The organism is Lentzea flava, assembly GCF_014648475.1.
In the GTDB taxonomy this organism is placed as follows: domain Bacteria; phylum Actinomycetota; class Actinomycetes; order Mycobacteriales; family Pseudonocardiaceae; genus Lentzea; species Lentzea flava.
Window position 1 is genome coordinate 1 of record NZ_BMRE01000057.1, and the last position, 25,521, is coordinate 25,521.

The 25,521-nt window shown below is 67.7% G+C and carries 20 protein-coding genes and 1 pseudogene; 13 read left to right on the top strand and 8 right to left on the bottom strand.

What is annotated here, in order from left to right:
* Nucleotides 1-81: 81 nt before the first annotated feature.
* Nucleotides 82-1,011 carry an inositol monophosphatase family protein gene (locus tag IEZ09_RS38705; RefSeq protein ID WP_189258819.1) on the bottom strand — a complete coding sequence of 310 codons (930 nt, stop codon included), beginning with the start codon at nt 1,009-1,011 and terminating at the stop codon, nt 82-84.
* Between the two features lie 22 nt (nt 1,012-1,033).
* A complete protein-coding gene (locus tag IEZ09_RS38710) occupies nt 1,034-2,068 on the bottom strand; it encodes a helix-turn-helix domain-containing protein (RefSeq protein WP_189258854.1) in 1,035 nt (344 codons plus the stop codon).
* A gap of 324 nt (nt 2,069-2,392) precedes the next feature.
* On the opposite strand from IEZ09_RS38710, the gene IEZ09_RS38715 reads away from it, so the two are divergent.
* The 3 genes from IEZ09_RS38715 (at nt 2,393) to IEZ09_RS38725 (ending at nt 5,390) form a co-directional block, all read left to right on the top strand.
* A complete protein-coding gene (locus IEZ09_RS38715) occupies nt 2,393-3,037 on the top strand; it encodes a hypothetical protein (protein WP_189258820.1) in 645 nt (214 codons plus the stop codon).
* Nucleotides 3,038-3,225: 188 nt separating this feature from the next.
* Nucleotides 3,226-4,806, top strand: a complete 1,581-nt coding sequence (locus IEZ09_RS38720) for an asparagine synthase-related protein (protein ID WP_189258821.1) — start codon at nt 3,226-3,228, stop codon at nt 4,804-4,806.
* Nucleotides 4,806-5,390: a GNAT family N-acetyltransferase gene (locus IEZ09_RS38725; RefSeq protein WP_189258822.1), complete on the top strand. Its 585-nt coding sequence runs from the start codon at nt 4,806-4,808 to the stop codon at nt 5,388-5,390. The genes IEZ09_RS38720 and IEZ09_RS38725 overlap by 1 nt, the downstream gene beginning before the upstream one ends.
* 246 nt (nt 5,391-5,636) lie before the next feature.
* Here the strand turns inward: IEZ09_RS38725 and IEZ09_RS38730 are convergent, their stop codons facing one another.
* Complete coding sequence (locus tag IEZ09_RS38730) at nt 5,637-6,644, bottom strand: Gfo/Idh/MocA family protein (RefSeq protein WP_189258823.1); 1,008 nt, start codon at nt 6,642-6,644, stop codon at nt 5,637-5,639.
* A 9-nt stretch (nt 6,645-6,653) separates the two neighbouring features.
* On the bottom strand, nt 6,654-7,358 hold the full coding sequence (locus IEZ09_RS38735) for a TioE family transcriptional regulator (RefSeq protein WP_229813332.1): 705 nt from the start codon (nt 7,356-7,358) through the stop codon (nt 6,654-6,656).
* 79 nt (nt 7,359-7,437) lie between these two features.
* Here IEZ09_RS38735 and IEZ09_RS38740 point away from each other — a divergent pair, with 79 nt between their 5' ends.
* Entirely contained in the window at nt 7,438-8,553 is a 1,116-nt protein-coding gene (locus IEZ09_RS38740) for an erythromycin esterase family protein (RefSeq protein ID WP_301326361.1), read from the top strand.
* On the opposite strand, the gene IEZ09_RS38745 is transcribed toward IEZ09_RS38740, so the two are convergent.
* On the bottom strand, nt 8,525-9,031 hold the full coding sequence (locus tag IEZ09_RS38745) for a hypothetical protein (protein ID WP_189258826.1): 507 nt from the start codon (nt 9,029-9,031) through the stop codon (nt 8,525-8,527). The two genes, IEZ09_RS38740 and IEZ09_RS38745, sit on opposite strands and share 29 nt — an antisense overlap.
* A 120-nt stretch (nt 9,032-9,151) precedes the next feature.
* On the opposite strand from IEZ09_RS38745, the gene IEZ09_RS38750 reads away from it, so the two are divergent.
* The 4 genes and pseudogenes from IEZ09_RS38750 to IEZ09_RS48030 form a co-directional block, all read left to right on the top strand.
* A complete protein-coding gene (locus IEZ09_RS38750; protein ID WP_189258827.1) occupies nt 9,152-10,270 on the top strand; it encodes a sensor histidine kinase in 1,119 nt (372 codons plus the stop codon).
* Complete coding sequence (locus IEZ09_RS38755) at nt 10,267-10,920, top strand: response regulator (protein ID WP_189258828.1); 654 nt, start codon at nt 10,267-10,269, stop codon at nt 10,918-10,920. The genes IEZ09_RS38750 and IEZ09_RS38755 overlap by 4 nt, the downstream gene beginning before the upstream one ends.
* Before the next feature lie 62 nt (nt 10,921-10,982).
* The gene (locus IEZ09_RS38760; RefSeq protein ID WP_189258829.1) at nt 10,983-11,690 is read left to right on the top strand and encodes an alpha/beta hydrolase; all 708 of its coding nucleotides are present in this window, start codon (nt 10,983-10,985) and stop codon (nt 11,688-11,690) included.
* A 65-nt stretch (nt 11,691-11,755) separates the two neighbouring features.
* Nucleotides 11,756-12,523: pseudogene (locus tag IEZ09_RS48030) on the top strand (acyltransferase family protein); the annotation flags it as partial.
* Here IEZ09_RS48030 and IEZ09_RS38765 read toward each other — a convergent pair.
* Both IEZ09_RS38765 and IEZ09_RS38770 read right to left on the bottom strand, forming a co-directional pair.
* Nucleotides 12,483-14,603, bottom strand: a complete 2,121-nt coding sequence (locus IEZ09_RS38765) for a phospholipase A2 (RefSeq protein WP_189258830.1) — start codon at nt 14,601-14,603, stop codon at nt 12,483-12,485. The pseudogene IEZ09_RS48030 and the gene IEZ09_RS38765 overlap by 41 nt on opposite strands.
* 41 nt (nt 14,604-14,644) lie before the next feature.
* On the bottom strand, nt 14,645-15,217 hold the full coding sequence (locus IEZ09_RS38770; RefSeq protein WP_189258831.1) for an SACE_7040 family transcriptional regulator: 573 nt from the start codon (nt 15,215-15,217) through the stop codon (nt 14,645-14,647).
* A gap of 164 nt (nt 15,218-15,381) precedes the next feature.
* Between IEZ09_RS38770 and IEZ09_RS38775 the strand changes: the two genes are divergently transcribed.
* From IEZ09_RS38775 to IEZ09_RS38795, 5 genes are all read left to right on the top strand, one after another.
* On the top strand, nt 15,382-16,170 hold the full coding sequence (locus tag IEZ09_RS38775; RefSeq protein ID WP_189258832.1) for an SGNH/GDSL hydrolase family protein: 789 nt from the start codon (nt 15,382-15,384) through the stop codon (nt 16,168-16,170).
* A 135-nt stretch (nt 16,171-16,305) separates the two neighbouring features.
* On the top strand, nt 16,306-17,895 hold the full coding sequence (locus IEZ09_RS38780) for a carboxyl transferase domain-containing protein (protein WP_189258833.1): 1,590 nt from the start codon (nt 16,306-16,308) through the stop codon (nt 17,893-17,895).
* A 2-nt stretch (nt 17,896-17,897) separates the two neighbouring features.
* Nucleotides 17,898-19,811 carry an acetyl/propionyl/methylcrotonyl-CoA carboxylase subunit alpha gene (locus tag IEZ09_RS38785; protein WP_301326360.1) on the top strand — a complete coding sequence of 638 codons (1,914 nt, stop codon included), beginning with the start codon at nt 17,898-17,900 and terminating at the stop codon, nt 19,809-19,811.
* 5 nt (nt 19,812-19,816) lie between these two features.
* The gene (locus IEZ09_RS38790) at nt 19,817-20,968 is read left to right on the top strand and encodes an acyl-CoA dehydrogenase family protein (RefSeq protein ID WP_189258835.1); all 1,152 of its coding nucleotides are present in this window, start codon (nt 19,817-19,819) and stop codon (nt 20,966-20,968) included.
* A gap of 348 nt (nt 20,969-21,316) precedes the next feature.
* Nucleotides 21,317-23,833 (top strand): hypothetical protein, encoded by a 2,517-nt coding sequence (locus IEZ09_RS38795; RefSeq protein ID WP_229813333.1) that lies wholly within the window; start codon nt 21,317-21,319, stop codon nt 23,831-23,833.
* Here IEZ09_RS38795 and IEZ09_RS38800 read toward each other — a convergent pair.
* A complete protein-coding gene (locus IEZ09_RS38800) occupies nt 23,830-25,365 on the bottom strand; it encodes an acyl-CoA dehydrogenase family protein (protein ID WP_189258837.1) in 1,536 nt (511 codons plus the stop codon). The two genes, IEZ09_RS38795 and IEZ09_RS38800, sit on opposite strands and share 4 nt — an antisense overlap.
* Nucleotides 25,366-25,521: the final 156 nt, after the last annotated feature.

Sequence of the window (25,521 nt, forward strand, 5' to 3'; positions counted from 1 at the left end):
GCCAAGGACTGCTCGGCTGCGCCATCGCTTGGGGCTCGGCTCCGCCTTCGCTGGCCTCGCCTTCGGCTTCGGCTTGTCGCGTCAGGGATGGATGGCGCGGCGGATCTCTTCTGCCAGTTCGTGGTTGCCTGCGGCGATGAACTTGCGGCGGGTGCTCATGGTCTTGTTGATTTCGGGGAGGCTGTTCAGGCCGTGGTCCAGAGGGATAGGGCGACCTTCTAGGTCGATGGTGACGCCTCCTGCAGCGTGCAGGATGTAGTGGCCTGGAGAGAGATCCCACACGGCGAAGCCTTTGGCGAACTCCACCGTCGCGTCGGTGAACCCTGCGGCGACGTGGCAGAGGCTGACGGACCCGAAGTCGACGCCGATGCGGCCCTTGCTCTTGCCGTTGTCTGCTGGTGCGGCGAGGGCGTCGAGGAACTGTTGCTGGCCTGCAAGAGGCTGAAATCGCTCGGCGGGGCGCATGAGGTAGTTGGTGACCAGCGCCTCCGGTAGATGGGCGTGCGAGGGTCGGTTCAACGGGTGTTGCTCGCCGTCCGCGGTGATCGCGAACGCGTGATCGTCGCCGTTGTCGTCGCGTGCTGCGATGTAGAGCTGCACATGATGGAAGATGTCGCCTACGACAGCCAGGATCGGTCGTTTCAGGGATCGTGAGTAGATCATGATGTGGGTGTAGCCGTGCAACGCTCGTACTGCGAGCTCGCTGGTGTCCAGCGGATCGACCAGCACGCACAGATCCGGTTCCTGGTCCGGTCCGACGATCTGGGGGTCCGCTTCCTCTGACGCGTAGATGAACGAGGGAAGCACCTCGGTCAGCAAGTCCTTGTAGCGCCGGTGCATCCACAGGTCGTGGTCGGACAGGAAGTTGTCGTGGTGGCGCAGGTTCACGTTTTCTGCGCGCTGACCGGTCAGTGCTGCCTGCACGAGGCGCGGCCGGATCTCGTTCATCATGCCGGTGACCAGGTCGGCGATGCGCAGCGCCAGCTCCGGGATCGGGCTATCGGTGGTCATGTGGTGGGTCGCCCTTTGCTGTCTATCGCAACTCTAGAGGTGGCTCGATGCCGGGTGGGCTCATGGTTGCGGCGATGAAGATCGCCTCGAAGTTCGCGGCGCGCATGATCTTCGCGCCGGTCAGGTCGTCGAAGCCGGAGACCTCGAGATTTCGGTCTTTGGTCATTGCACCGAAGACCGCGAAGTAGAGCTCTGCCTTCGGGTAGCGGGTGCGCAGTTGCCGGGCGATGTAGCCGATGACGTCAGCGTGCTTGACCTCGAAATCGCAGATGATGATCGTGGACGCTTCGGCGGCTTCTGGGTAGAACGAGTTGACGTCCAGCTCTATGCCGTCGCGGACCTTGTTGCAGCGCAGGTAGCCGATGGGGCAGCGGGAGAAACGCGACGAGGCGAGGAAGGTCGCCATCACCAGGCCGGCTTCGTTGATTCCGAAGCAGATGTCGGCATCGAGTCGTCTGCCGAGATTCTTGATCTGCAGCGACAGGCGTTCCACGCCGTAGCCGAAGGTGTCCCAGGTCAGATCCAGCAGTTGTCCCGGCTGGGGGTTGGGCAAGCTGAAGACGCAGATGTCCGGGTTGCCGTGTTCGACGGTGGGCACCGTCAGTGTGAATTCGGGGCCTACCTGTGCTGGTGCTTTGTGGGAGCTGGCAATGCGAACGGGCGTGACGGTGGTGTTCCGTGATGCGTCCGTTGCGGGACGTCTGTCTACTGTGTACTGCTTGAGGGCGAGTTGGTCCTCGGCTCCGAGTCGTTCGTACGCTTCGGCGATCAATTCGATGGGGCTGATGTTCTCGTCGGCGACCCCCAGCGGTCCTCGGCCGTAGGCGGCGCACAAGATGAGCAGTGCTGATATCGACGGAGGCGAGCCCTGTCCGCGGCTGCGCGCCCAGGTCTCCCAAGCGTTGATCGTGGTGCCGCCCAGACTGGTCTGATTCCCGGTGACCTCGTTGTAGCGGACTGCTGCTTGATCTTGCGACAAGCCCGCCGCGTATCGATGAGCCTGCAAGCTCGGTACATCCGGATGTCTCGCAGCCAGTTCCGCTGCCGCGAGCTTCACCGAACCCAGCTCGGACCACAGGCGCCTGCCTTGGGCGGCCAGTTCGCGGCCTCGTGCTTGCGGGCTCACGTGCTTGTTCCCACGCGTGTGCCCTTGCGGTGAGCTGGACGAAGTGACCACGGGTGCCCCTCGATCCGAGGATCGGCAACTACACTGGGCATCTTACCCATCACAGTGGGCAACCTTGGTTGCTCGGTCATCGTCGCAGGTCAGCGCACCCACCAATCCGTTTGTTGTCGGTCCGCGGTACAGGTGTCAGAAGCCCTCTCAACTGCGACGGTGTTGCTCACCAACTGATCGTGTTCCTGGGTGAGGAAGAAGTGCATGGCGCCACAGTGGATGCGCGTCGTTCCCTACGTCACGGCTTGGAGCGCCGAACAGAACTTGCCGTACGAGTTGGTAGAACGCCCTGGTTGCGGCGTGGGCTACGCGGACGAGTTGTTGACCGATCGAGATTCCCGTGGAGTGTTGTGGCATCGAGTTGCGGTGCGCCGGCAGGTCGGACGACCGGAGTTCGGCAGGGTTCATCCGTTGCGTCAACGGCGCGCCATGCTCAGGTTGTTGTGTCAGGTCTGTGCCGGTCCTGCCGATCAGACGGAGGACGGCGTCCTCTGGCTGCTGCGGGACTACCAGGATGACTGGCCGGGCTGGCCGGAAGGCATGGCTTCGGTCGAACCGCCTGTCTGCGTGCCTTGTTTCGCGATCTCGCTGAAGCTCTGTCCTGCGCTACGGCGTGGCGCTGTGGCTGTCCGGGTTCGTGAGTTCCCGATCGCGGGCGTACGGGGTGCGGTCTACCGGAATGGAGTGCCCGCTCCCGTTGCAGTCGCAGCGGCCAACGTGTCCTACGACGACCCCGTTGTTCGCCGGGTTGTGGCCACTGCCCTTGTTCGTGAGCTTCGGGGCTGCACCTTGGTTCCAGTCGCGGAACTCACCGGTACTCGCGTCTCCATGAACGGATCGAAAGTGTGAGAGGAGGGGAGATGGACGAGTTCGCGCACGTGTTCACCGGTCCTTTCGTACTCGAAGTGATCAGCGAGTACACGAAGGAGGCAGGTAGTTCCGACACCAGCGACGAGTACGACGAGATGTGATCAACCGCTTGGGGTGGCGGCCGTTCTGCGTCGCCGCCCTCGGCGCTGCAACGGAGGTGCGCAGTGTTGGACTTCCGGCTCGACCTGTCCACATCGGATCTGAGGTGGCGCAAGGGCGACGGCCGTTGGATGTGTGGCCCGAGTTGGATCAAGCCGTTCGAGCATCCGCTGCTGGAGCAGTTCGCTGTCACGAACGGCGGGTCGACGCTGTTGATCACACGAGAGCGTCAGGCGTCGGCTCTGGCCGTGCCTTTGTCGGATGACGTGGAGTTCGTTGACCCACCGACTTATGAGAAGTATCGGTCGGAGATGCGGACGTGGCCGCTGGAGTCCCTGGTTGTGGAGCATCATCACGATGAGGGCACCTTCTGCGTTCGAGCGGGTCAGTGGGGAAGTGCTCCGGTGTACCTGGTTGAGGTGGGGCAGCAACTCCGCGGAGCGTGGTCCCTGCCTGAACTTCGGCCCTACGTGCGAGCCGATCGATTGAATGCGTTGGAGGTGACGCGAGGACTCACGTACCGCTTGCGGTACAGCCGTGAGACGCCTTTCGAAGGTGTCTTTCAGCTCACCGAACGCGCGGAGGCGGAGTACACGCGAGTCCTTGGTCTGCGGATGAGGTACCCGGAACCTGCGAAGCACGCACTGCCCCGAGACATCCGGGAGGACGTCGACCTCGTCGACGTTTTCGAGCAGGAGCTGGAGCGGGCTGTCTCCGCGTGGCCCTTCGTCTCCCGGGAAACCGCCGTCGAGTTGTCCGGCGGTCTTGATTCCGCGAACGTGGCGATGACGTTGGCGGCTCTCGGTCACCGTGATGTCCTGGCCTACGCGCTGATCTTCGGCGGCGACATCGGGCGGCAGCAGTCGAGGCGTCGTCGCGAGATGATCGAGCACTGCGGCTTCCAGGACTTGCGGGTCGATGCGCTGGACCACCCACCGCTGCGGCCGTTCGGGGCGAGGGCGAGCGGAGAGCCGCTGCATCCGCTCGCTCAGCCGTACCACGAAGGACTGGAACACATCCTCGAACTCGCTCGTGGTCGCGGAGTCACGACAGTGTTCACGGGCGATGGTGGTGATCAGCTCTTCAGCTTGCGTGAGGCCGAGTGGGCGGCGTTGGGAACTCGTCCTGGCCGCAACAACCCCCATCGACCTCTGCCCACCTGGCTCGGCGAGCGCACCCTCGAGCAGCTGGAGGCAGTGGACTCGAACCTGGCTCCCGCCACTGTCCTCAACCCTTCCGCGTTGTTGGGCTTCGCGTCACGCACGCCGCAGTACATGGCAGCCGGGATGTGGCAGGTTTCGCCTCTCTGCTCGCCCCGGCTGGCTGCCTTCTGCGAGCAACTGCCCGTCGAATGGCGGATGCGCAAGCACCTGGCTCGCGAACGACTGCGACGGCTGGCATTCTCGGCCGATGTGGTCAACCCACCCCTTCGGGAGAACTTCACGCACGTGATGGAGTACGCGCTTGCCGAGTTCGGCATGTCCTTGCTGAAGCAGCGACTACATCACTCGATCTTGGTTGATCTCGGATATGTCGACGGGAACGAGCTGCGTGCCGTTCATGACCGAATCGCCGATGGTGGTGAGATGGACCTTTCCATCTTCGCCTTTCTCCGGATGGAGCTCGGCGTGCGAAGCATGGTGTCGTGATGTCCGGGGCGGGCGTGTTCGAGATGAGGCCTGGCAGAGAGGCCGATCGCCCGGCCGCAGCCGAGATGATCAGATCGCGAGCGGTGTGGATGCGCGAGCGGGGACAGCGCTGGCAGTCCTGGCACGCGAGGGCGGGTCAGTTGGCCGAGCAGATCGGTACAGGTCGTTGGCCGGTCTTCGTCCTGACCAAGGACCACCGGATCGTCGGCATGACAACGGCCACCTTCACGGTGCCGCATCTGGGGTGGGCTGAAGACGAGATCGCTGAACCATCTGTCTTCCTGCAGACCACTGTCACCGATCCATCATTCGCCGGAGCCGGGCTCGGCGTGTTGATTGCCTATTGGGCGCTCGACTATGCCGCGGTGAACGGGAAGCGGTGGACCCGGCGGGGTGTTCTGACGGTCGGCGAGGACAATCTCGGGCTCGTGCGGTACTACCAGTCGCAGGGTTGGCGGGTCGTCCGTGCACTCTCCCACCCGCACAAGCCAGGCGTGACTGTCTGGTCCCTGCAACGCCCAGCCGTGCCTCAGCACGAACTACGTGAGCTGGTGCGGTGGCAGCGTGAGCCTGTCAGAGAGTGACCGAGTCCCCTGTGGTGGCCGGCTGCTTTGTATCGGCGTGGGGCGGCTTCTGTGTTGTATCTGCCGATCCTGGCCGGTTTGTAAGAGGTAGCGTCGGCGGTCCGCTTCCTCTGACGCGCAGATGAACGAGGGGAGCACCTCGGTCAGCAAGCCCAGGTGCATCCACAGGTCGTGGTCGGACAGGAAGTTGTCGTGGTGGCGCTGCTTGCACCAGGTGAGGGAGGCACGCGAGGGGTTGCCCTTTGGTCAGAGAGCGACTGAGTCCCCGGTGGCCGCCGACTGCTTGGCCGCCTCGATCACTTCGAGGCCCGTGACGGCGTCCTGAGGCGACACCGGGGCCACCCCGGCGGCGACTGAGGCGTAGAAGTCCTGGTAGGCGCCCGGTTCGGTGCGGAGTGGTTTGCCGCCCAGCGTGCCCCAGGATTCCTCGGGTTCCTCGCCCCAGCCCTCGGTGGTGGGGGATTCGCCTGCCTTCAGGCGCTCTTCCTGGGGGTCCATGCCGTGTTTGACGTAGGCCGCGTCGTGGCCCAGGACGCGGAAGCGGGGGCCCAGGTCGGCTGCCAGGGCGCTCATCCAGAGGTGGGAGCGCACGCCGTTTTCGTGGGACAGGGAGAGGAAGACGTCGTCGTCGGCTCGGGCGCCGGGGCGGACTGTGGCGATTTCGGCGTGGACGGTCAGGGGGCGGCCGAAGAGGGCCACGGACTGGTCCACCAGGTGGGTGCCCAGGTCGAAGAGGATGCTGCCCAGGTCGGCTGGGTCGCCGGATTCCTTCCACGAGGACTTGATTTCCGGGCGGTAGCGTTCGAAGCGGGACTCGAAGCGGTGGACTTTGCCCAGGGCGTTGGTGGACAGGAGTTTTTGGACCGTCAGGAAGTCGCCGTCCCAGCGGCGGTTGTGGAACGGGACCAGCATCAGGCCCCTGGAGGAGGCTATGGAGGCCAGGGCTCTGGCTTCGGCGGCTGAGCCGGCGAACGGCTTGTCGACCACCACGTTGAGGCCGTGTTCCAGGACCTGGCGGGCGTGGGTGGCGTGGAAGCGGTTCGGGGTCGTGATGACGACCAGGTCGAACTTGCCGGACCAGACTTCGTCCAGAGAGGACAGCAGGCGGGCGGACGGGTAGCGCTCGGCGACCTCGGCTTGGCGGGCCGGGTTGGCGGTGACCACGGCGGAGAGTTCCAGGCCTGGGGTGGTGGCGATGAACGGGGCATGGAAGGCCGCCCCGCCTAGTCCGTAGCCGACCAGTGCTGTGCGCATGCGATCAGCCTAAGCGTCCTGCTTCGTGGGCTGTGGGGTGGAGCGGGCCGTCAGGTAGTCGTCGAGGTGGGCGGCGGCGGTGAGCATGGCGCGGCCTCGGGTGTTCAGGCGGTGGCGCCAGTCGGTCAGGGCTGCCGCCAGGGTGTCGGTGCCGCCTGCCGTGCGGATTTGGTCCACCACCAGCGCTATGCGGGACAAGGGATAGCCGCCTCGGCGGAGGAGGTGGGCCAGTTCGGCGTCGCGGACGTCCTCGGCGGTGAAGACGCGGTGGCCGGTGGGTTCGCGGGCCGGGACGAGGATGCCGGCCTCCTCCCAGGCTCGCAGTGTGGCCGGGGTGACGTTCAGGCGTCTGGCCAGTTCACCGATCGAGCGTGGGTGCAGGACTGGCTCGAAGTCGGTCAGGTCCTCGGCGGCCCGGCTCACCGCGTTGAGGGTCTCGCGGTCGCGGAGGAGTTGTTCGTGGCCGCGGTCGATGGTGTGCAGGACGTCGTCGAGGGAGTTGGCGTGAATCGCGTTCATGATCTGGCCCGCTGTCGCGTGGCCGAAGGCTGGGATCAGGGCGATGAACGTGCGCAGCGCTGCGGCGTGGACCTCGGTGTAGACGCGGTAGCCGGACGGGGTGCGCTCGGCGGGTGGGATGAAGCCGGACTGCTCGTAGTTGCGCACCGCTTGCGTTGAGAGGCCGTGTTCGCGGGCGAGGTCGGACGGACGCACGGTTGAGACTTTAGAGGCTGAAAGCAGGAGAAACTGCGTGAAAGTTTCAACGGAGCTTTCAATGTTACGGTTGAGCCACATGAGTCAGGACATTCGTGAGTTCATCAGCCCCTTCACCGAGATCTTCGCGCTCGGTGAGCCGACGCATCTGGAGCACGCGCACACCTGGATCCGCAACGAGCTGTTCGAGCAGCTGGCCGGGCTGGGCTACCGGTCGATCGCGCTGGAGACCTGCCGGATCAGGGGGATGCTCGTCAACGACTACGTGCACGGCGGGCCGGGCGACCTCGACACGGTCATGAAGGAAGGGTTCTCCCACTCGTTCGGCGAGAACTGGCCTGCCAACCGCGAGCTCGTGCAGTGGATGCGCGAGTACAACGCGGGCAAGGCGGAGGCCGAGCGCCTTTCGTTCCACGGCTTCGACTTCCAGACCGAGACGACCAGCGCGCCCAGCCCGCGGCCCTACCTCGAGCACGCCCGCGACTACCTCGGGGTGGACGTCGACCTGACGATCGACGACGAGAAGTGGAGCAGGGACGAGGCCGTGCTGGACTTCGCCCAGTCGCCGGGGCGGTCGGAGGAGGCCGTCAGGCTGCGGGAGATCGGCACCGGGCTGCTCAGGCAGCTGCATCAGCGGAAGACGGCCGACGAGGCCTGGGTGCGCGCGGAGGCGTACCTGACGGCCGGGTTGAGCCTGCTGAGGTACCACCGGCAGTGTGCGGAGCCGAACCCGCTGGGGGTGCGGATCACCCGGCTCTGTCAGATGCGGGACGGCGTGATGGCGCGGAACCTGCTGGAGATCCGGCGGATCGAGGCGGGCAGGGGGCCGACGTTCGTGCACGCCCACAACGCTCACCTGCAGCGCACGAACAGTTCGATGGAGATGGCGGGTGAGCGGATCGAGTGGTTCTCCGCGGGTGCGCTCGTGGCGCCGGTGCTCGGTGACCAGTACACGGTCATGGCGGGCACCCTCGGCCGCAACGACGGTTTCGGGCTGGGTGAACCGGACAAGGACACCCTCGAAGGCCAGTTGCAGGGCCGATTCACCACCTGGGGCATGACCGCGGACAAGCCGCAGGGCAGGACGCGGCAGGACACGTCGCAAGTGATGGGCTACTTCCCGCTCGACCAGCACCTGCTGGCCGGCGTGGACGCCCTGTTGCACGTCAGGGTTGGTCGTCCAGTGACGCGGTGATCCACGACGCGACGGGCAGGTCGCGCGTCTCGCACTCGATCGCCAGCTTCAGGGTCCACCGCAGGGCTTGCAGGACGACCGTCGCGAGCTCCTGCGGTGCCCCGTTGGCCAGTGCGATCTCGATCTGCTCCGAGGCCGCGTCCTGGTCGCCGTGCACCTCGGCCAGCAGCGCGCGGATCGCGGTGCGCACGGGCGGGTCCGCGTCGTCGATCTGGACCTCGCGGCCCTCCTCGTCGAAGACCTGCATCTTCACCGGGGTGGCGCCGCCGGAGCCGAGCGCGCCGACCATGCTGCTGCACTCCGCGAACAGCAGCAGGACGAGCTCCCTGATCTCCTCGTTGCCCTCCGGTGACCCGCTGAGGTAGCCGGTCACGAGGTCCACCGCCACAGCGTCCTCACCGGCCCTGGCCGCGGCCAGCGCCTCACCGGCCACGGCGGTCAGCCGTGACCAGCGATCTGGATCCTGTGGTGGTCTCACAGGTACTGCCTACCGCGCGGTGTGACGCGTCCGCAATGCCCCATCTTGATCAGAGTGCTACCGGGGTATGTCACTCCGCAGGTCAATGTGGGAATCAGCGAATCCACCTAGCATCGGGTGGTGTTTCGCACGCTGTACCGAACGGTGCTCGGTCCCGATCGAACCCGAGTGCTCGCCAAAGTGCTCGGGCGGCTACGCCTCCCCGCGCACGCCGCGCTGATCATCTACGCGTTCGTCTGGGCGGTCGTCGGCAGCGTGGCGTACGTGCGCCAGGACGATTCGGACGGCTGGTGGGTCGTCGTATTCGTGCTCACGTTCGTGCCGTACGTCCTGCTGATCTGGTCGCCGCTCTACGCGTGGCGGCTGGCGGCCGCCGGGTACTTCTTCGTCGCCTTCCTCATGGACGGGGCCGGTGCCGCGAGCTTCCAGTACTGGACCTCCGTGCCGCTCCTCGTCGCGGTCGCCGCGTTCTACTCGCGAGGGATCGTCGTCACGGTCACCTTGATCAGCATGCTGCTGGTGCCGATCGTCGAGCGGTACAGCGCGGAGTGGGCTTTCGCCGTGCCCCTGATCACGGCGACGGTTTACCTCTTCGGTGCGCGTGGCAGGGCCGAACAGGAGCTCGAAGAAGAACGAAGCTCCAAAGCCGCCCTTGAGGAACGTGCCCGCATCGCACGCGAGATGCACGACGTCGTGGCGCACCACATGTCGATGGTCGTCGTCCGGTGCGAGACCGCGCCCTACCGCCTCAAGGGACTGAACGAGGAAGCCGAACGGGAGTTCGCGGAACTCGGCCAGGCGGCGCGCGAGGCCATCACCGACATGCAACGCCTGCTGGGCGTGCTGCGGACCAACGGCCAGGAGCCGGAACGCGAGCCGCAGCCGGGCATCAGCCGCATCCCCGAGCTCGTGCGGCCCGGTGACGAGGCCGAGGTCGACGTGGACGACGTGCCGGAGGCGGTCGGGCTCACCGCGTACCGGATCGTGCAGGAGGCGCTCACGAACGCCACCAGGCACGCGCCCGGCTCCAAGGCGTCCGTCCACGTGCACCGCGACGACGATCAGCTGGACGTGCTGGTGATCAACACCGCTGGGGGACCGTCCAGGGGCGGTGGCAGCGGGCAGGGACTGGTGGGCATGCGTGAGCGCGTCGCCGTGCACGGTGGCACGCTGACCGTGAAGTCGACCGAGGACGGCGGCTTCCTGGTGCGCGCGCGGATTCCGTTGGGGGACAAGTGATCAGGGTGGTCGTGGTGGACGACCAGGAGATGGTGCGCGAGGGGTTCTCCGCGCTGCTCGACGCCCAGGACGACATCGAGGTCGTCGGCGCGGCGGGCAACGGCGTGCAGGGCGTCGCGTTGGCGCGGGCGGTCAAACCGGACGTGGTGCTGATGGACATCCGCATGCCCGAGATGGACGGACTCACCGCGACCAGGTTGCTGCTCAACGGCGCCGAGGACGTGAAGGTCCTCGTGCTGACCACGTTCGACCTCGACGACTACGTCTACGAGGCGTTGCAGGCCGGTGCGAGCGGCTTCCTGCTCAAGCACGCGCCCGCGCGTGAGCTGCTCAACGCCGTCCGCGTGGTGGCGGCGGGAGAAGCGCTGCTGGCGCCGTCCATCACGAAGCGGCTGATCGAGGACTTCGTGAAGTCCCGCCGCACCGAACGCGTGAAGCCTGCCCAGCTCGCGGTGCTGACCGAACGCGAGACCGAGATCCTCGTGCTGATCGCGCAGGGCCTGTCGAACACCGAGATCGCCGCGCACCTCGTGCTCGCCGAGCAGACGGTCAAGACGCACGTGAGCCGCGTGCTCACCAAGCTCGGCCTCCGCGACCGCGCCCAAGCGGTGATCGCGGCGTACGAGAGCGGGCTCGTAGTACCGGGGTAGCAACGGCAAAACGGCACGTCAGAGGGACGATCGGCGGCTCGTCGTCCTCCTAGCTTCTGTTCATGCGCCGAGTCGTGTTGTTCCTCCTGCTGATCGCCGTCCCGTCGGTCGCGCCGTCGATCGCGCAGTGGCGCGGCGACGCCGCCCGCCGGGTCGCGATCGTCGGCGACCTCGCCACGGCACGTGACGTCGTGATCGTCGTTCCCGGGTCCGATGTGGACGTCGACAGGTTCGAACGGACCGTCGGGAGGATGGCGACCAACCTGTACGAGCAGGCGCACCGCGACGACCTCGCGGTGATCGCGTGGCTCGGATACCGGACGCCGCAAGGGCTTGGGGTGGACGCCGCGACCGGTGGCCTCGCACGGCAAGGCGCCACGGCACTCGTGGACTTCGTTCGCGCACTGCAGACCAACGCGCGCATCCACGTCTTCGGGCACAGCTACGGCTCGGTTGTCGTCGCGCTGGCGGCGCACGAGCTGGCCGTGGACGACATCGTGTTCACCGGAAGTCCTGGTGTGCGGGCGAAATCGGTGGCGGAGCTGGGGACACGGGCGCACGTGTGGGCGATCCGGTCGAGCGGTGACTGGATGCGGTTCGTGCCCAACGTGCGGCTGTTCGACCTCGGGCACGGGACCGATCCGGCGAGTGACGGCTTCGGGGCCGCGGTGTTGCGGTTCGAGGGCGGCAAGCACGACACCTACTACGAGCCGGGCAGCGAGACGCTCGCCGCGCTCGTGAAGATCGCTTCGGGGGAGAAGCAGCAGTGAGAAACCCGTTCATAGACGCAGTTCGCGCGATCGCGGTGGTCACCGTCGTGCTCGGCCACTGGCTCGTGACCGCGCTGGTGGACACGCCGACGGGCATGTACATCGACAGCCCGCTCAAGCACATGCCCGAACTCACGCCGGTTTCGTGGATCCTGCAAACGCTGGGGCTGTTCTTCTTCGCGGGCGGGTTCGCGGCGGCACACTCGCGGACGCCGTTCCTGGTCAGGCTGAAGCAACTCGCCGTACCGACGCTGCTGATGCTCGGCGCGTGGACGGCCGTCCTCTTCGGACTGTCGATGCGCGGTGTCGACCAGGACACCGCCTACAACATCGGCTTCCTGGTCACGACGCCGTTGTGGTTCCTCGGCGTCTACCTGGTCCTGCTGGCCATGAAACCGTTGGTGCGCAAGCTGGACGAGTACTCGTGGGGTGTGCTCGTCCCGGTCGTGCTGGTGCTCGTGGTCCCGTACGCGGTGTGGTGGGCGGCCTGGCAGCTCGGCCACTCGTTGGCACGCAGGAAGATCCCCGGTCCACCGCTGCTCGTTCTCGGTGCCGCCGGGTACGCGTTGCTGACGACGGTCGGTGGCTATCCGGCGTCGGCGGTCGGCATCCCCGGTGCGGCCGTCTCGAACCTGAACCCGCCGAACTACGCGACGCTCGCGCTGGCGTTCGCCCAGATCGGCCTGGTGCTGACGATCGCGCCGGTGCTGACCAGGCTCGGTACGACGAAACCCGTGCGGTGGCTGAACAAACGCGCGCTGGGGATCTTCCTAGCGCATCAGAGCGCGCTGATCACCGTGGTGCTGACGTTGCCGTGGCTGCAGCTGCCACCAGATCATCCGGGCTGGGTGTGGCAACGAGTGCTGTGGCTGCCGGTGTGCGCGGTCGTGACCTGGGGATGGCTCCGAGCACTGCGAGGCCGATCGCCACGGCGTGCAGCACCACCACCGGAGGGGTCGGTTCCAGCGCCAGCATCGGCGGAACGCACGCCAGCGCCGTGAGCAGCCACGGCAACCGGGTGTCGCAGCTGCCGGTGCGGGCGGTGTGGATCAGGTACCAGCCGAGCAGGAGGTGGATGACGTTCTGCAGGGGGTCCACCGGCAGCAGGACCAGCGTCCCGTCGCCGAGGAACCCGCTCACCACGAACCCGAGCACGCCGAGCGTCCCGAACACCACGCCCATCGCGGTCGCGAGCCGGGTGCGGTGCGACTCGTGCGCGAGCTTCGGGAACCTGACCAGGCGCCGCTCGAACCGGTGGAACAGCAGGATCAGCGGCACCAGCCCGAAGACCAGCCAGATCGGCGCCTGCGTCAGCCCGAGCAGCCCGACCAGCGCGCCGACCCCCGTCAGATAGGCGAGGTACACCGTCATCGGTGCCCGGCGTGCGAAGTTCACGACGTGCCACGACCGGCCTTCCAGCCACGTCGTGACGCGCCCGCGGGCCAGCAGCGCGAGGCACACCTGCGCCACCCCGAGCACCATCATCGAGCGCGGGTAGTCGCTGAAGAACACCAGCGCCGGCACCGTGATCGCGCCCAGCGCGGCCAGCACCCGGCGGGAGATCTTCTGCAGCGTGCCGTCCGCGTAGAAGAACCCGATCTGCTGCATCAGCAACGCGCCGACGATCAGGTTCACGTACCCGCCGGTCTTCCAGTCCGTCGACGTGCGCGCGACCTCGACGCAGAGCGTGACGAGCATCAGCACGAACGGCGTGGCGCGGCGGAAGTGCTCGTGCAGCCACGCGGCGGCGGGCGTGGCGGCCACCGCGAGCAGGTAGACCCCGAGGAACCACAACGGATGCGTGATCAGGCGGCTGTACGCGTCGACCTTGACGTCCATCAGGTTCAACGCGGTGAACAACACCACCCACAGCAGCACGAACGCGAGCACCGGCCGCAACAGCCACGACGTCCGGCTCGACACCCAGCAGCCGAAGCCGCCCTCGTGCGCCTGCCACGACCTCAGGTTCGCGTGCCCGCCCGCGAAGAAGAACAGCGGTACCGCCTGCAACGCCCACAGCCACGGCGTGCCGACACCGCGCAGGTGTGCGAGCGTGGCGATGGTTTCGCCGAGCACCAGCAAGACGAGGCTGAACAGTCTGAGGAAAGTGGAGTACCGATCCTCCGCAACAAGGGCCGTCCGGTCTTCCACGACAGGTTTTCGCGAGTTCGCGTCGGTCGTCCGGTCGCCCCTTCGGGTCAACCGCCGAAGGCGATTCGGGCCGAAGCGGCGGCCGGACGACCGACTTGAAGGCGAACTCGCCGCCGTCTGCGGAGCAGCGGCCATCAAACACAGGAACGCGACGACCGCACTGCCGAACGCCCACGCCACCACGGGTTCGTGCCCCGGCGGCCCCCACCGCTGACGCCACGAGTTGAACTTGAGCCCCATCGCGTAGGTCTCGGCGACCGCGTGACAGCTCTGTTCGGCTCCGCGCGGGTTGAGGCGGCACTGGGTGTGCAGGTCGGCCGTGAGCCGGTCGTCCAGGGCCTTGCGCGCGTTCTGCCCGAGCGGATGCCCCTTGTCCTCGGCGTAGCGCAGCAGGTCGTAGCCGAGGTCGTGAGCGCGGCAGCCGACGCTGAAGTCCCACTCGGTGTCGCCGGCCGGACCGGAGCAGCCACCCGAGGCGTCGACCACCCGCAGCGTGCCGTCCGGCGCCGTCACCGTCTTCGGGTCGCGCCCCATGTGCCGCGCGAAGTCCGGCGGCAGGTTGATCTTCGGGTCGTGCGTGGCGGACGGTGCCACGAACGCGTCGACGGCGTTGGCCGCCGCGATCACGTCACCGCTCGGCGGCACGCCGTCGTCGCCGGTGGCGGGGCGCGAGGCGATCACCCCGCACACGAACACCGCGAGCGTGATCACCGTGAACCGGAACCAGGCCGGGAGCCGGAGGAGGAGTGTGCGCGCGCCCATCGTCGCGCCAGGTTACGGAAGGGTCTCGGCTGATCGCCAATTCAGGAGGTCACGACGACCGGGGTGAGGGACGCGAGCGCCATGCGGGACAGCAGGGCGGCCATCTGGTCGCGATCGAGATGCGCGCTGTGCGGCGTCGAGTTGATCAACCCGAACACGGCGTGCGCGGCCGCCCGCGCGGTCGGTTCGTCGAACTCCGGCACGGTGCGCCGGATCGTCTCCACCCACACCTCGACGTAACGCCGCTGCAACGCGCGGACCCGCCGGCGGTCCGGGTCGGTGAGGTTCGCGAGGTTGCGCATCTGGACGGTGATGAGCGCCGGGTCGTCCAGCGCGAAGTCGACGTGCCAGCCGATCAGCGCCCGCAACGCCTCGTCGGCGCTCGCCGCCGCGTCCACCCTGGCCTGGCCGCCGTCGAGCAGCCGTTCGGAGATCGACGTCAGCATCTCGCCGAGCATCGCGTCCTTGCTGCGGAAGTGGCGGTACAGCGCCGGGCCGGAGATGCCCACGGCCGCGCCGATGTCGTCGATGCCCACGCCGTGGAAGCCGTGCCGGGCGAAGAGCTCGGCCGCGGCGGTGAGGATCTGGTCCCGACGTGAGGGTTTCTCGGCCACACGGGGAGGTTAGCAGCCGTTTACCTAGTCGTCCGATGGGTGGAATTTCAACTGGTACAAGGCCCAAATGTTGACTCTTGACCAATACTTCACACAGGTCTTACTCGTGGGTAACCATTGGCGTGCAATGCATCACATCCCTGCGGCCCCTTCGGGAGTCTTCGATGCGCCCTGCTCACTTCATCGCCTCGGTGGTCACCGCCGCCGCGGCCGTCATCGCCCTCGCCAATCCCGCGAGCGCTGCCCCCGTCAACTACGTCGCTCTCGGTGACTCGTACGCGTCCGGCCTGGGCACGGGCACCTACGACGGCACCAGCGGCAGCTGCAAGCGCGGCCCGCTCGCCTACCCGGCCCTGTGGGCGGCGGCGACAGCGCCCGCGAGCTTCAAGTCGGTCGCGTGCTCCGGCGCGCGAACCGGTGACGTCATCAACGGCCAGGCTGCCGCGCTCTCGACGTCCACCACGCTGGTGACCCTGCAGGTCGGCGGCAACGACGCCGGCTTCACCGACGTGATCACGACGTGCACCTTCGGCTCCGACCAGGACTGCGTCAACCGGGTGAACCAGGCGAAGACGTACATCGCCAACACCCTTCCCGGCCTGCTCGACAACACCTACGGCACGGTTCGCGGCAAGGCGCCGTCGGCACGCGTCGTGGTGCTGGGCTACCCGCGCATCTACAAGGTGCCCGGCACGTGCAACGTCGGGCTGAGCGACACCAAGCGGTCCGCGATCAACTCCGGTTCCGACGCCCTGCACAACACCATCAGCGCGCGGGCGGCGGCGGCCGGGTTCGGCTACATCGACGTGCGCGGGGCGTTCACCGGGCACGAGATCTGCTCGTCGAGCTGGTGGCTGAACAGCCTGAGCTGGCCGATCGAGGAGTCGTACCACCCGAACAAGGCCGGTCACCAGAGCGGCTACCTGCCCGCATTGCGGGCGGTCGTCGGCTAGATTCCGGAACGTGAGAGTGCTCGAAATAGCCGTTGACCTGCGTTCGGGTCACTCTCCAGTCGTTCCGGTGGACCGCCAGGTGAGCGGGCGTTAACATGGCCTGGTTAACGCCCGCTAACCTGAGGTCTGGGGAGCATGGACGCACCTGTCCTGCGCAGCGCCGCCGAGCCGTCGGACCGCTACGCCAAGGAGCACACCGCGCTCGTCGACGAGCTGCGCGGCAAGCTCGCCGCCGCCGCACTGGGCGGCCCTGAGAAGGCACGTCAGCGTCACGTCGACCGCGGCAAGCTGTTGCCGCGCGAGCGGGTGGACACGCTGGTCGACCCCGGTTCGCCGTTCCTCGAGCTGTCGCCGCTGGCCGCGAACGGCATGTACGGCGACGAGGCTCCGGCCGCGGGCATCATCACCGGCGTCGGGCGGGTCTCCGGTCGTGAGTGCGTGATCGTCGCGAACGACGCCACGGTCAAGGGCGGCACGTACTACCCGATCACGGTCAAGAAGCACCTGCGCGCGCAGGAAGTCGCGCTGCAGAACAACCTGCCGTGCATCTACCTCGTCGACTCCGGTGGCGCGTTCCTGCCCAAGCAGGACGAGGTGTTCCCGGACCGCGAGCACTTCGGCCGGATCTTCTACAACCAGGCCACGATGTCGGCCAAGGGCATCCCGCAGATCGCCGCCGTGCTCGGCTCGTGCACCGCGGGTGGCGCGTACGTGCCGGCGATGAGCGACGAGGCGATCATCGTTCGCAACCAGGGCACGATCTTTCTCGGTGGGCCGCCGCTGGTGAAGGCCGCGACCGGTGAGGTCGTCAGCGCCGAGGACCTGGGCGGCGGCGAACTGCACTCGCGCACGTCCGGTGTCACCGACCACCTGGCGGAGAACGACGCGCACGCGCTGCGGATGGTCCGGTCGATCATCTCGACGCTCGGGCCGCGGGCTCAGCGGCCGTGGGACGTCGCGCCGGTCGAGGCGCCGGTGGTCACGGACGATCTCTTCGGTGTCGTGCCGACGGATTCCCGGACGCCGTACGACGTGCGCGAGGTGATCGCGCGGATCGTGGACGGCTCGAAGTTCCAGGAGTTCAAGAAGGAGTACGGCGCGACCCTGGTGACCGGGTTCGCGCGGATCCACGGCCACCCCGTCGGGATCGTCGCCAACAACGGCATCCTGTTCGGCGAGTCCGCCGTCAAGGGCGCGCACTTCATCCAGTTGTGCGACAAGCGTTCCGTGCCGCTGGTGTTCCTGCAGAACATCACCGGGTTCATGGTCGGCCGCGAGTACGAGGCGGGTGGCATCGCCAAGCACGGCGCCAAGATGGTGACTGCGGTGGCGTGTGCGCGCGTCCCGAAGTTCACCGTGATCATCGGTGGAAGCTTCGGCGCAGGCAACTACTCGATGTGCGGCCGGGCGTACTCGCCGCGGTTCCTGTGGATGTGGCCGAACGCGCGCATTTCCGTGATGGGTGGCGAGCAGGCGGCGTCGGTGCTCGCGACGGTCCGTCGTGACCAGCTCGGCGACTCCTGGTCGGCGGAGGACGAGGAGGCGTTCAAGGCGCCGATCCGTCAGCAGTACGAGGACCAGGGCAACCCGTACTACTCGACCGCGCGGCTGTGGGACGACGGCGTGATCGACCCGCGCGACACCCGCATGGTGCTCGGGCTGGCGTTGTCCGCCGCGGCGAACGCCCCCATCGACGATGTTTCCTACGGCGTCTTCCGGATGTGATCATGTTCGACAGCGTTCTGGTGGCGAACCGCGGGGAGATCGCGGTCAGGGTGATCCGCGCGCTGCGGTCGCTCGGGATCCGTTCCGTCGCCGTGTACTCCGACGCGGACGCCGACGCGTTGCACGTCCGGCTGGCCGACGAGGCCGTGCGGATCGGGCCCGCGGCGGCACGTGACTCGTACCTGTCCATCGAGAAGATCGTCGCGGCCGCCGTGTCCACGGGCGCGCAGGCGATCCACCCCGGCTACGGCTTCCTCGCCGAGAACACGGCGTTCGCGGCGGGCTGCGCCGAAGCGGGGATCGTGTTCGTCGGGCCGCCCGCGTCGGCGATCGACGCGATGGGCGACAAGATCCGCGCGAAGCTGACCGTGTCGGCGGCGGGCGTTCCCGTTGTGCCGGGCCGCACCCGCGAGGGGATGTCGGACGACGAGATCGTCGACGCCGCCCTGGAGATCGGCTTTCCCGTGCTGCTCAAGCCTTCCGCCGGCGGTGGCGGCAAGGGCATGCGGCTGGTGCACGTCGAAGACACCCTGCGTGAAGCCATCGAGTCGGCCCGGCGGGAGGCGCGCGGGTCGTTCGGCGACGATACGCTGCTGATCGAGCGGTTCATCACGAACCCGCGGCACATCGAGATCCAGGTGCTCGCCGACTCCCACGGCAACGTGATCCACCTCGGTGAGCGCGAGTGCAGCCTCCAGCGGCGGCACCAGAAGATCATCGAGGAGGCACCCTCGCCGTTCCTCACGCCCGAGGTGCGCGAGGCGATGGGATCCGCCGCGGTCGACGCGGCCAAGTCCGTCGGTTACGTCGGCGCCGGCACGGTCGAGTTCATCGTGGACGGTGCGTCTGGCGACTACTTCTTCATGGAGATGAACACCCGGCTGCAGGTCGAGCACCCGGTGACCGAGATGGTCACGGGCGTCGACCTGGTCGAGTGGCAGCTCCGCGTCGCCGCGGGCGAGGTGCTGGACCTCTCCGTCGAACTGACCGGGCATTCGGTCGAGGCGCGGGTCTACGCCGAGGACCCGGCGCGCGGTTTCCTGCCCACCGGTGGTCGCGTGCTGGCGTTGCGCGAACCGACCGACGTCCGCGTGGACTCCGGGCTGTACGAGGGACTTGTCGTCGGCTCCGACTACGACCCGATGCTCGCCAAGGTGATCGCGCACGGCCGCACCCGCGAGGAAGCGTTGCGGCGCCTGGACCACGCGCTGGGACAGATGGTGCTGCTCGGCGTCACGACGAACATCCCGTTCCTGCGGGCGTTGCTGTGGGACGAGGACGTTCGCTCCGGCGCGCTGGACACCGGTCTGGTGGAGCGGAAGCTGGACTCGTTGACGTCCGCCGAGATCCCGGACGACGTGTACGTGGCGGCCGGCCTGGAACGGTCGTTGGAGCCGCGTGGCGACGACCCGTGGGACCAGCTGTCCGGGTGGCGCGTCGGCGAGCACGCGTGGACGACGTGGCGGATCAACGACGTCGACGTGCGGGTTCGCGGCGATGAAGTCGTTGTGGGCAAGGGAGAACCGGTCCGGGCACGGGCTCGCCGCGAGGGCAGCGACCTGCTCGTCGGGTCGCGGCGGTACGCGATCGCGCGCGACGGGGACGTGCTGTGGCTCGGCCACGACGGCGCCTCCTGGGCGTTGACCGAGGCCGAGTTCCTGGTCGGCGCCTCGGGTGGCGCCGCCGCGTCCGGCGGTCCGGTGAAGTCGCCGATGCCGGGCACCGTGCTGGTGGTCCGCGCCCAGCAGGGCGACGAGGTGACAGCAGGTCAGGCGTTGTTCGTGGTCGAGGCCATGAAGATGGAGCACACCGTCACCGCACCGGTCGACGGCGTGCTCGCCGAAGTGAACGTGCAAGCGGGCCAGCAGGTCGCACTCGATCAGGTGCTGGCTCTCGTCGTCTCTCACGAGGAGTGACACCGATGTTGGACTTCAGGCTCCCGAGCGAGTACGAGGACCTGCGCAAGACCGTCGAGGAGTTCGCTCGCGACGAGGTGGCCCCGGTCATCGGCGAGTACTACGAGCGGGGCGAGTTCCCGTACCAGATCATCGCCAAGATGGGGCAGATGGGCCTGTTCGGTCTGCCGTTCCCCGAGGAGTTCGGCGGCATGGGCGGCGACTACTTCGCCCTGTGCCTCACCTTGGAGGAGCTCGCGCGCGTCGACTCGTCCGTCGCGATCACGGTCGAGGCCGCGACCTCGCTCGGTGCCATGCCGGTCTACCGCTTCGGCACCGACGAGCAGAAGGCCGAGTGGCTGCCGTCGCTCACGTCCGGCGAGAAGCTCGGCGCGTTCGGCCTGACCGAGCCCGGCAGCGGTTCGGACGCCGGTGCGCTGGCCACCACCGCGCGCCTTGAGGGCGACGAGTGGGTCATCAACGGCACCAAGGCGTTCATCACGAACTCCGGCACGGACATCACGGGCCTGGTGACGGTCGCGGCGGTCACCGGCACGCTGCCCGACGGCCGCAAGGAGATCTCGTCGATCATCGTCCCGTCCGGCACGCCGGGCTTCACGGTGTCGAAGAAGTACTCGAAGGTCGGCTGGTGCGCCTCGGACACGCGTGAGCTGTCCTTCTCGGACTGCCGGGTGCCCGCGGCGAACCTGCTGGGTGAGCGCGGCCGCGGTTTCGCGCAGTTCCTGCGGACGTTGGACGAAGGCCGTGTCGCCATCGCCGCGCTGTCGGTCGGCCTCGCCCAGGGCTGTGTCGACGAGTCGGTCCGCTACGCCCACGAACGCGAGACGTTCGGTGCGAAGATCGGTACGTACCAGGCGATCCAGTTCAAGATCGCCGAGATGGAGGCCCGCGTGCACACCGCGCGGCTCGCCTACTACGAGGCCGCGTCCAGGATGCTGCGCGGCGAGCCGTTCAAGAAGCAGGCCGCGATCGCCAAGCTGGTGTCGTCCGAAGCGGCGATGGACAACGCCCGTGACGCCACGCAGATCTTCGGCGGCTACGGCTTCATGAACGAGTACCCGGTCGGCCGCTTCTACCGCGACGCCAAGATCCTGGAGATCGGCGAGGGCACGTCCGAGGTGCAGAAGATGCTCATCGCCCGCGAACTCGGTCTTTAGTCCGTTCCATCTAAATAACGCGAAAGCGCCGGTTCGAATCGCCGAGTCCGGCTACCGTCGTCTCCCTTCCGCGCGAGTGTGAGGGTGCAGATGACAGGTAGCCGGACCGAGCCCGTCTTTCCCGGTTTGCGAGTGCTCCTCGAAGTCATTCGCACTCTTTGTGACCGGCCGGGTTTCTTCTTCCGCAGCACAACCGAGGAAGTGGTCGGTGACCAGCCACTTCCCTTGCTGTACCTGGAGAGCGAAGCCAGCCCGACGCCATTTCTGCGCACCCTCGAGCGCAAGCTCGACGAGGGGCGCCCCGCAATACCGCATGCGTATGTCGATGTGTCCGCGGTGCCTGCGGAGGTGGCCAAAAGATGGCCACCGGAGGCACGGGAGACGCCGCCGCTGTTGCCGTTGCTCGATCAGCTCTCCTCTCAGCTGTCGGCGATCCACGTCGGCAGTGAGCGGCTGACCCGGTTCGACCACTACCGGCTCGTCGACTGGCTCACCGGCAGGCGGTTGCCGCGCAAGCCGGGGCGTGACGACCGGGCGAGCGTCATCGAGCTGCTGCGCCAGTGGACCGGCCGTGCCACCCAGGACGGCGAGGCGCTGAACCGGGCCGTCGACGCGTTCATCCCGAACCTCGTCACGCGGCTGGGGCTCGGGCTGGTCGCGTGGGTGGGCAGCAAGGCCGGTTTCCGGTGGCTCGGCAAGCGGGTGCCGGGGCTCGCGCGCGAGTCGAAGTGGTTCATGCGGAAGCAGAACTTCGCGCTGCCCAACCACTCCATCGAGTTCCTCGGGTTCGCCGAGCGGCTCACGCTCGGACGGCGTGAGTCCGAGAACGAGGAGCAGATCAAGCTGCTGCTCGTGCACGCGTTCCTGGAGGACCTGCGGATCGCGTACCGGCGGCGGCGCGGGCGGTTCTGGCCGCGCCGGGCCGGGTGGCGGCGCACGGCGTACATCCCGGTGCTGCTCGACGGCGTGTCGAAGGACAACGGCGGCTGGGAGCTGCTGGAGCTGATCAACCACGTCCGCAACGAGACCGGCGAGCTCGACCCGTTGCTGGTGATCGCGGCGAGCTCGGTGCAGCCCGCGCTGTCGCGGCAGCTCGGCACCACGCCCGTTGCGCCGGCGGAGGCGGAGGACGCGCTGACGACGTGGCGGGAGGAGCTGCCGCGCAAACGGCAGATGCTCGCGCCGGACGCCCGCTACCTGATGATCAAACTGCCGTTCCCGGACCCGGACGCGGTGAAGTGGAAGGGCACACCCTCGTTCCAGGCGCCACCGGTGCGGTGGCTCGCGCGGTCGCGGCGGCTGGAGGCGATCATCGCGGCGGTGGCCGTGGTGTTGCTGCTCCCGGGGTTCGTGACGGTGCAGAACCACATCAACGCGAACTGCTCGATCGTCGGCTCCGCGATCTCGCCGGGGGTGTCGACCAGGCTGATGGACGTCGACGGCAACGTCGAGTGCGTGGGCTACAGCGACAACAACAGCCAGGTGTTCGGCTCCAACGAGCGGCTGCGGTGGACGCAGCAGGCGGTGTTCGCGCAGAACGAGGAGGCGGTCCGGCTGCACGAGGCCGATCCAGACCGCCCGTTCGTCTCGCTGATCTACTTCTCCAGCCTGACCCACAAGGACACCAACCCCGACGCCGACCACTCCAGGGCGGAGGAGCTGGAGGGCATGCTGCTCAAGCAACGGCAGCAGAACGACAGGTCGCGCACGGAACCGTTGCTGCGCGTCGTGATCGCGAACGGCGGCGCGACGATGAAGCGGGCGCCCGACGTGCTGCGGGACATGCTGACCCCGTTGCTGGAGTCCGATCAGAGCATCATCGGCGTGGTCGGCCTCGACCGCAGCGTCGCGGAGACCCGTGACGTCATCACCGAACTGGGAGCGCTCGGCGTGCCGACGATCGGCACCACGCTCACCGAGGCGTCGCTGCCGAGCAAGTCGTCGATGTACTTCCAGCTGATCCCCGGCAACGTCCGGCAGGCCGACCTCGTCCGGCGGTACGCACAGCACGTCGGCTCGACCAAGGTGACGATCTACCACCCGCCGCTGAACAAGGGCGACGTCTACCTCGACGACCTCGTCAACGTGCTGGGCAAGGAACTGGCGAACGCCCAGGTGCGCTTCCAGGCCACCCCGTGGTCGCGCAGCCCCCAGGAGCTGCCGTCGCAGTGCGTCGAGGACCACTCCAGCGAGCTCGTCTTCTTCGCGGGCCGCGAGGAGGACTTCGGCGAGTTCCTGCGGGCGATCGGCAGGGACTGCTACGACAAGAACCGGTTGCCGCGGATCGTCGCCGACGACGCCATCATCCGGTTCATCGCGCAGAAGGCCAGCAGGGTGCACGACTCGCTGGCGGGGATGCGGGTGTCGTACGTGAGCATGGCCGGACTCGTGGTGCTGGCCGGAAAGCCCTGCGTGGAGGGGAAACCGGACCCGAAGGCGCGCGGCGGCCTGCCGTTGGACGCCTTCTGCGCGGGCTACAGCAGGCTGAACCGCGAGATCCAGGAGTCCTCGCTGCCGCCGGAGGACAAGCCGGTCAAGCCGTGGCCGGGCGAGCACATGGGCGTCGCCTACGACGCGGCGGGGCTCTTCCTCGACGCCGTGCGCAACGCGCAGTCCCGCCTGGCCGGACTGCCGCAGCACACGCCGCACCGCGGGGCGATCGGCGGCGAGTTCCGCGAGCTGGAGTTCTTCGGGGCCACCGGGCGCACGGACTTCAGCGCGTCGCGGATCGGTGAGCGGCGGAACTTCACGATCCTGGAGCTCACCGACATCCACGACTTCGAGCAGCAGCCGGCGTGCGTGTTCCTGACCGGCGACCTGTACGGGCCGGACTCGCCGCGTCAGCCCAACGGGTGTCCTGCTTAGAGCTTCGGCACTGCCCGGTCGATGATCGCGGCGAAGTCGGTGGACCTGGGGAGCGTGCCGAAGGCGACTCCCCAGTCCCCGCCGAGCCGGGATGCGACGAACGCGTCCGCGACCGCGGGGTGCCCGTGCCTGATCAGCAGGGCGCCCTGCAGGATCAACGCCATCTTCTCCACGACCCGGCGCGCCTGCGACTCGTCCACATCGGACAAGGCCGTGCCGAGCTCGTTCAGCGCCCTGTCGATCCGCGGGTCGACACCGGTCACCGTGGCCAGGAACTCCTGCACCGACTCGGGTTCCTTCTTCATCGCGCGCAGGACGTCCAACGCGGCGACGTTGCCGGAGCCCTCCCAGATCGACATCAGCGGCGACTCGCGGAACAGCCGCGGCATCCCGCTGTCCTCGATGTACCCGTTGCCGCCCAGGCACTCCAGCGCCTCGGCCGCGTGTGCCGGGCCGCGCTTGCACACCCAGTACTTGGTGACGGCGAGCCCGAGCCGCGGCCGGTTCTGCGCCAGCCACATCGCGGTGGTGGTCGCGGCCTCGGACTCGACGGCCAGGTCGGCCAGCACGTTGCGCATCGCCGGCTGGTCGATCAGGTACTTCCCGAACGCCTTGCGGTGCGCTGCGTGGTGCGCCGCCTGTCGCAGCCCGGCCCGCATGCCCGCCGCCGAGCCGAGCACGCAGTCCAGCCGGGTCATGTTGACCATCTCGATGATGGTCCGCACACCGCGGCCCTCGTCGCCGATCCGCCACGCGAACGCCTCGTCGTACTCGATCTCGGCGGACGCGTTGGACTTGTTGCCCAGCTTGTCCTTCAACCGCTGCAGGAAGAACCGGTTGCGCGTGCCGTCCGGCAGCACCCGCGGCACGAGGAAGCACGTGAGCCCGCCGGGTGCCTGCGCCAGCGTCAGGAACACGTCGGACATCGGGGCCGAGGTGAACCACTTGTGGCCGGTCAGGACGTACCCGTCGTCGACCGGCTTGGCGACGGTCGTGTTCGCGCGCACGTCCGAGCCGCCCTGCTTCTCGGTCATGGACATGCCGGCGATCAGGCCGCGCTTCTCCAGGGGCGGCCTGAGTCCGAAGTCGTAGTCGCGGGCCGTCAGCAGCGGTTCGTACGTCGCGGCCAGTTCCGGCGCCACGCGCAAAGCGGGCACAGCCGCACAAGTCATCGAAATCGGGCATCCGTGGCCCGCCTCGACCTGCGACCACACGTAGAACTTGGCGGCGCGTTCGAGGTGACCGCCGTCGACATACGCGTGCAACCCGTGCGTAACAGCGACGGTCATCAGCTCGTGCCACGCAGGGTGGAACTCGACCTCGTCGATCCGGTTCCCGTACCGGTCGTGCGTGTGCAGGACAGGCGGGTAGGTGTTCGCGAGCCTGCCGCGCTCCTGCCACTCCTCGCTGCCCGCGAGCTTGCCCAAAGAGTGCAGCTCAGCGTTGTCGACCCAGCTGAGCAGCGCCGGGTCGTCCGCGACGTCGTGACCGCTCAGCGGCGGAACCTGGTTGGTCACCTCGTGCGTAGCCATGCCCAGCACGCTACTACTGAGTAGTAACTTTGGGCAGGGTGTGACGAAAGATCGCTGGCCCATTCGGGCTTTTGGGCGTGCCAACGGCGCTGACGAGGAATAACGTCGTTCTGGTGAGTGACCATGGGCACAGCACGGCCGTAGCTGCGCTGACTG